Source organism: Bartonella sp. AP3QHHD (assembly GCF_042195765.1).
Taxonomy (GTDB): Bacteria; Pseudomonadota; Alphaproteobacteria; order Rhizobiales; family Rhizobiaceae; genus Bartonella.
In genome coordinates this window covers 1-6,254 of sequence record NZ_JBHIPC010000056.1, presented here as the reverse complement: position 1 = coordinate 6,254, position 6,254 = coordinate 1, and the positions used below count along the sequence as shown (strand labels likewise).

General features: G+C 43.4%; 8 protein-coding genes. All 8 read right to left on the bottom strand.

Annotated features, from left to right (window positions below):
- Positions 1–11: 11 nt before the first annotated feature.
- From ACFIL7_RS03275 to ACFIL7_RS03240, 8 genes are read right to left on the bottom strand one after another with little or no spacing between them, the layout of a single operon-like run.
- The gene (locus ACFIL7_RS03275; protein WP_375683355.1) at positions 12–1,325 is read right to left on the bottom strand and encodes a late control protein; all 1,314 of its coding nucleotides are present in this window, start codon (positions 1,323–1,325) and stop codon (positions 12–14) included.
- Complete coding sequence (locus ACFIL7_RS03270) at positions 1,322–1,546, bottom strand: tail protein X (RefSeq protein WP_375630020.1); 225 nt, start codon at positions 1,544–1,546, stop codon at positions 1,322–1,324. The genes ACFIL7_RS03275 and ACFIL7_RS03270 overlap by 4 nt, the downstream gene beginning before the upstream one ends.
- The gene (locus ACFIL7_RS03265; protein WP_375683354.1) at positions 1,543–1,923 is read right to left on the bottom strand and encodes a phage tail protein; all 381 of its coding nucleotides are present in this window, start codon (positions 1,921–1,923) and stop codon (positions 1,543–1,545) included. Before ACFIL7_RS03265 ends, ACFIL7_RS03270 begins: the two co-directional genes overlap by 4 nt.
- Before the next feature lie 5 nt (positions 1,924–1,928).
- Positions 1,929–4,106 (bottom strand): phage tail protein, encoded by a 2,178-nt coding sequence (locus ACFIL7_RS03260; protein ID WP_375683353.1) that lies wholly within the window; start codon positions 4,104–4,106, stop codon positions 1,929–1,931.
- Positions 4,103–4,171, bottom strand: a complete 69-nt coding sequence (locus tag ACFIL7_RS03255) for a GpE family phage tail protein (protein WP_273755857.1) — start codon at positions 4,169–4,171, stop codon at positions 4,103–4,105. The genes ACFIL7_RS03260 and ACFIL7_RS03255 overlap by 4 nt, the downstream gene beginning before the upstream one ends.
- A 41-nt stretch (positions 4,172–4,212) precedes the next feature.
- Positions 4,213–4,500, bottom strand: coding sequence for a phage tail assembly protein (locus ACFIL7_RS03250; RefSeq protein WP_375612344.1), 288 nt, complete (start codon positions 4,498–4,500; stop codon positions 4,213–4,215).
- A 2-nt stretch (positions 4,501–4,502) separates the two neighbouring features.
- Complete coding sequence (locus tag ACFIL7_RS03245) at positions 4,503–5,009, bottom strand: phage major tail tube protein (protein ID WP_375637134.1); 507 nt, start codon at positions 5,007–5,009, stop codon at positions 4,503–4,505.
- The gene (locus ACFIL7_RS03240) at positions 5,009–6,220 is read right to left on the bottom strand and encodes a phage tail sheath subtilisin-like domain-containing protein (protein WP_375683352.1); all 1,212 of its coding nucleotides are present in this window, start codon (positions 6,218–6,220) and stop codon (positions 5,009–5,011) included. Before ACFIL7_RS03240 ends, ACFIL7_RS03245 begins: the two co-directional genes overlap by 1 nt.
- Positions 6,221–6,254: the final 34 nt, after the last annotated feature.

Here is a 6,254-nt window from a genome sequence, read left to right as displayed (position 1 = left end):
TGATATTTTTGCTAATTTATATCTTCCTCATCCATATGGATGACGCCTTCACCTTCGTCGCATGCGTTTGGTGGGGCGTTTGGATCAAGGGTATCATCCTTGTCTGGTGTGGTGTTTGCAACGTTTCCAGCTGTGTCTTCTTGCGCTTTATCAAAAAGCTCGCACTCTATTTTTGTTGTATATCCACCTGTTTTATCAAGTTTGTGCTTAACACTTTTGATGCGCCATTCTGCTGGAATATAAGGGCGGAAAGGGGGCTCTTGAACAAGCTTTGCTTCTGCTTGCACAAAGGGATCACCGCCGATATCACATGAGAAAGAAGATTTCCCACGCGATGATTTATTGCGATAAGCAGCAATGGCCGCAACAGCCTCTGATTGGTTGTGGTAGGTGTATTTGAGTTCATGAAACGGCGGATTACCAACTTTGACTTCTTTTTTTTCACCACTGCGTAAATCATGATAGGTTGCGAGAACACCGCCTTTTTTCTCTTTGTCTTCTTCTTCTTTCTCAGATTCTTTTTCTGCTTTTTCTGATTCAGATGATGATGGTGCTCTGTCATTGTCATCCATATGGATAAAGTTTTCATCATCATCAATCTCTTCTGGTTCTCGTGCATCAGCCGCGGCTTTTTGGTCGTCTCCCACATCTGTTTCTAAGCCATTGGCTGCACCTGCTTCATCACGCGCACTGTATTTAAAATCCCAAGAGGTACAATGTTTCTCATGAATAACAATAACGGGGAGTGTTTCACCAGTGATGGCTTTGCCTTCCCCCCGTCTAGCCAAAACAAGTTTGCCATCAACGGGTTTTGCTACCGCATCATATCCTCCTGCAAGGCGTGCGGCAAAAGCCATATCGCTTTCAGCTGTTTGATCAATGTGACGCACAACAATTTTAGCAAGAGAAGGATCAACTTTTGGTGTATAGCCATTGCGCTCTGCTATCTCTTGAACAATACTGCCAAGGGTTTGTTGGTGATAGGATTGGCTTTTGGGGGTTCTGTAAGATGTGTTCATTGATGCGGCGCGCCCTGTAACACTTAAGCTTTGTGGTGGGCTGCTTACAGAGATTTCGTCTATCAGATAGGCTCCCATATCGCGGTTTTTGCCCCCTTCATAGCCAAGTGTTATGGAAATAACTGTCCCGATAAGAGGAATATCAAGAAAGCCGTTATCACTGTCACGTGCGCGGTCATCAAGCTCTATAGTGATACGATCACTTTTGTTTTCTGCTTCATCGGTAATTTCAATCGACAAAACATAATCCATAAGAGTTTTTGTGATGTCTTCTCCATTTGCCAGAACCATGCAAAAAGGTTTCATGATTTGCTACCCCAAATTCTGATCACTGGTGTGGCTTTCGGATAGGGGAGGGTTGGTAAGAGTATCGTGATACCTGCTTTTAAAATGGGTCCATAGTCTGCAAGACCAAAGTTTGCTGCATAGACGCGTTCAACAGCAAGGGCTTGTTGACCCTTTGCATAGTATCTCCAGCAAATGGCATCAACCATATCGCCATCTTTGGTCATATAAAGGTCACTCATAGGTCTTCACCATATTCTCTCAACTTTATCGTAAATTCTTGTTTTTTGGGGGTGCCGTTATGATGAAAAACACTTTGCTTTTCCTCTACAGAAAGAATGACAAACTTACCTAAGATTTTGCCTTGACCAGTCACAAGAATGTGAGGTCCTTCATGTGCCATTTGCCGTAAATATTCGAGCTGTCTGTGACCACCTTTGAAATCTGGATAAATCACACCAGTTAAAGAAAATTCCGCATTTGCAACGGCAGGCAATTGAAGAGCTGCTTTGCGCCCCAATCGTCCTTGCTCTACCCATGGAACCCCATAAGACATATCAAGTGTTTGATAAGCTGCTGTTTCAATCGAAAAAATAAAACCACCCAAAGCTAACATCATGGTATTTAATCCGAAAGGCTAGAGGCTATAGCCAAGCGTTGCTGTTTGGCATAGCGTTCAAGTGCTTGATTGACTGCGTCTCTGATTTCATCTTTAAGACCATTGGGGACAGAAATATTTAAATTTGAAATCATCACACGGGCGTCTACTTCAACGGGCTTATGAACGGTAATTGGCTTTGGAGCTTTAAAGGCACCCACTTTTGCATTTGTAGCCTGCATTTGTCCTGTTTCAACGACACTTGTATTAAAACCACTCTTGCGTTTTTCAGGTGGGGTATTTGTAACCACTGCTGTATCCAGCATTTTTTTTGCACGTGCATTGGTTTCATCGGTAAAGGTTTTAATGGTCTGGGTTGAAGTTTTGTTGATTGAAACATTAAAGCCTAGCTTTTCTTTCATCCAATTAGGCATCCAGCTGGTTAATTGATTAATCTGGTTGCTGAACCAATCAGATAGAGCATTCCATTGGCTTTTGATGCCGTCCCAAAGCCCGTTAATCAGATTGGATCCTGCTTCCATTAAATCAACGCCAAGCAACCATTTAATGAGTTCATTGATTCCTTTTGCTATCCAATAGAGTGGTGAAAAGTTTTTAAAGAGCGTAAAGAGGTTATTGAAAATGTTACTACATAAGCTGTAAAAAGAATTCCATAGCTTTCCTAAGAAGCTTATTACGGTATTCCAGTTTTTGTAGAGTAGATATCCAGTAGCAATAAGCACTGTAATGCCGCCTATTATCCAGCCTATGGGAGTAGACATCATGACGATGCGAAGCGCGGCGAATGCTGTACCAATTACAGCTAATGATGCTACCAACAAGCTTTTTATTTTGTCCCAATATTTGTAAAGCACATATAGAACAGCAATAAGCGCAACAATGCCACCAATTACCCAAGTGATAGGAGAGGACATCATGATGATACCAAGCTTAACAAACGCTGCACCAATTACAGCTAATGATGCAACCAACCGGAAATCTATTTCATCCCAGTATTTACACAGTGCAATAACTGCTGCAATACCACCAAGTATCCAGCCGATAGGTGTGGTCATGATTGCATAGCCAAGTGTGACAAACGCTGCTCCCGCTGCGGCTAACGCGGCAATGAGTGGACCAAAAATGAACGAACCAAGTGCCACAAGTCCTACCTTAAAGAGGGTTATTTCACCAATCAACGGCTCCATCCATTGGAACCAGCCTTTAATCCTCTCTGTGAGATCACTGATGCCTTTTCTTAAATCAGAGGTAGGATTAAGCAAATCATTAAGGACTTTTTTTAAGGTTTTTGCCCAGCTCGCAACGGTTGTTTGAATGAGGTCGCGGTTTTCATCAATCAATTTTGAAAAACCGTCAATCATATCATTAATCACGGGCATGAAACGCGCGCCAATAAAGCTCGCGATACCGCCTATTTTTTTCTTAAAGGCACCAAGCTTGTCACTTAAATCTGCTGCATAGCGTGCAACATCGGCACCTATCAGCCATTTTCCTTTTCGCGCCTTTGCAAACAGCTCTTTAATGGGTGCCATGCCTTGTGCAAGCATGGTCGCCATTTCTTTACCATCGCCCCCAAACAGCAGAGCGGCAATATGCTGTCTTTGTGCTTGGCTTTTCATCTTACTCATCTTGTCGGTAATTTCTTCTAACAAGACAGAAGTGGATTTGAGTTTTCCAGAAGTGTTTTTGACAGAAATGCCAAGCGCTTCAAAGCCCATCATTCCTCTTTTTTGTCCGGCATATGCTTGTGCTGAACGCCTATTTAAAACCGCTAAGGATTGTTGAAAAAGTTCGGCAGAAGTGCCTGAATTATCGGCTGCATCACCCCATAATTGAAGTGATGCAACACTCATATTTAAATGGTGTGATGCGTGATAAAGACTATCGCCCAGATGCATGGTTTTCATGGTGAGGGCGGCTACACTTGCCACAAGACCACCACCAGCAAGCCCCAAGACACCAGTAAAGACTGAAGCACGGCTTGCCGCCACTCCAAGAGCACTTTGAACACCATGAAGGCTTTTTGTCATGTTTTTGACAGCAGCAGAAAAGCGCGGAATACCCAAACTATGTGAGAGTGTTTTTGACAATGTATCGAATTTTTTTTGAAGATGTTTGAGAGGTGCGGTGAGTTTGTCTTCAAGAGACAATCTCACCTTTGCATCAGCAACTTTTTCACTCATTTTATCTTATACCTTTCTGCTGCTTGTTTTCGCCAGAATATGAGTTCTTGCGGTTCCATTTCCATCATCTTTGAAAGGGACCAATGGAACACAATGGTAATATCGGCTATGAGTTTAGCGGCGGTTTCCCAGTCGAGGTATCCCGCCGCTTGATAAAAGACTCCAAAATCTCTCCAATGCTCGACAAGTCATTAATATCGAGTTCTCCAACCGCTTCATGTGCCCATCCAGAAAGACGTGCGATCATAGCGATTGTTTGCTCTATGCCTTCTTTTTTGTCGATTGCTTGCACATCTTTTGTTTTGGGGCGCTGTAAAGTAATTTCGGTGTGCTCTTTTCCTTCAAAAGTAACAGGTATCAATAATTTATGTGTAATGCTTGTTTGGACTGTCATTTTTATAATCCTATATTGTCTCTATGGTCTGCGAGTTGATTGACGCCATTGAATTTTCTCACCAAGTTGAGGACGTCTATCTCAACAATTTCAACGTCCTTCTGGACATATTTGAAATATTGCAATGTGAATGTAGCCGTAGAAGTTGCTTTGCTGCCCGGTTGCCATTCTGCCATTTCAAAGCCTTTGCAAAGCCCTCTCATGGTAATGACAACACCTTCTGCTGGTGTGCCTTGCGCTTGCATTGAACTTCGTAATGAAATGTCGACATCAGTGCGCCCTAAGAGTGCCATTAACTCTGGAGAGCAATCAGAAATGGTCATGCTAAGCGTGAGGGTTTCAAGACCAAGGTCAACTTCAATGGAGCTATCCATGCCACCGCCGCGATAACTTTCAACAACCAAGTTCAAATTCGGTAATGTTACGCTTTCACATTTTGCTTGATAGGGAATGCCGTCGACAAAAATGTTAAAATATTTCAAAACTCTTGGTAAAACGGGGATAGCCATTAAAAAATCTCCTCTAAATAATCATTCACAATGCGTGAACGGAACGTGATATGTTCTGCGGGTGTTGTGGGGGTGAATTCGACATTGAAATAGACTCTACCGCTCTCAATGGCGCTTGCTGTGTTAAGCTCTAGATCAGGCGTACAGCGCCCACCAAGAATGGCGCCTTGTGCTTTCAAATCACGCAAATAGGCATTGACGCTTTCACTGACATCATTCATGTAGGTTTTTTTGATATTACGATCGACAGCCCATAGATGCCCGCGCAAAATGGCGTCATTGATCATATCTGCGGTTCTCACCACCGATAAGAAAGCAAACTTTGTATCACTTGAAAGGGTGCGATTACCCCAAAGACGATAACCATTTTCGCGGATAATTGTTGTGATGTTTTGTTCGTTAAGAAGGTTAGCGCGGCTTGATCGATCACCAATGGAAAAATCAATGGGGCGTGCAATACCAACAATGCCATTGATCACTTTATTGGAAGGAGAATGCCAAAAACCGTGTGTAAAATCAGTTTTAGCAATGACACCAGCAACTGCTGCACTTGCTGGCTGTTCTACAATTTTTCCATCACGATTTACCTTTACAAACGGATCAACGATAATAGCGCGCTTTGAATCAAAATCCTTTGCTGCGCTAAGGGCTGCTTCATCTGTTGTGTTGGGTGCATCAAGCACCACAATGGCGCGTAGGCGTTCAGCAATGCCAATGAGTTCTGCTGCGACGGGGTTGGCAGTTGCACCAGTTCCATTCTCTTCAATATTCACACTGGAAGGGCGTTGATGTGTAAAGCCTGGAGCGATGAGAATGCGTGGTGTTTGTCCTACAATGGACCCCGCTCCAATCAAAGCATGAACACCTTCATAAGCACCATTTGCGTTTACACCACCCAGAATATTGGTGAGTGTTGCATTTTCGTTGTCACCTTCGTTCACGCGCACGACAACGACAATTGCTCCTACTTGTTTAAAAATAAGATCAAGGGCATTGGGTAAGGTACCTTGACGCTTACCCGTTTTATCGAGTTTTGCAGCTTGTGAAAGAGAGCCTGCTACCAAAACCGGTGTGTTGAGAGGGAATGCTTGTTCATCGGCATCGGGTGCTGTACCAACAATCCCGATAACTGCCGATTGTACTGCGCGAAGGGGGCGGGTGCTGTCGTCAACCTCGACAACTTCAACACCGTGTAGAAAACCTGTTGCCATACTTTATGCTCCTTTAAATGAGGGGTGAATGAAA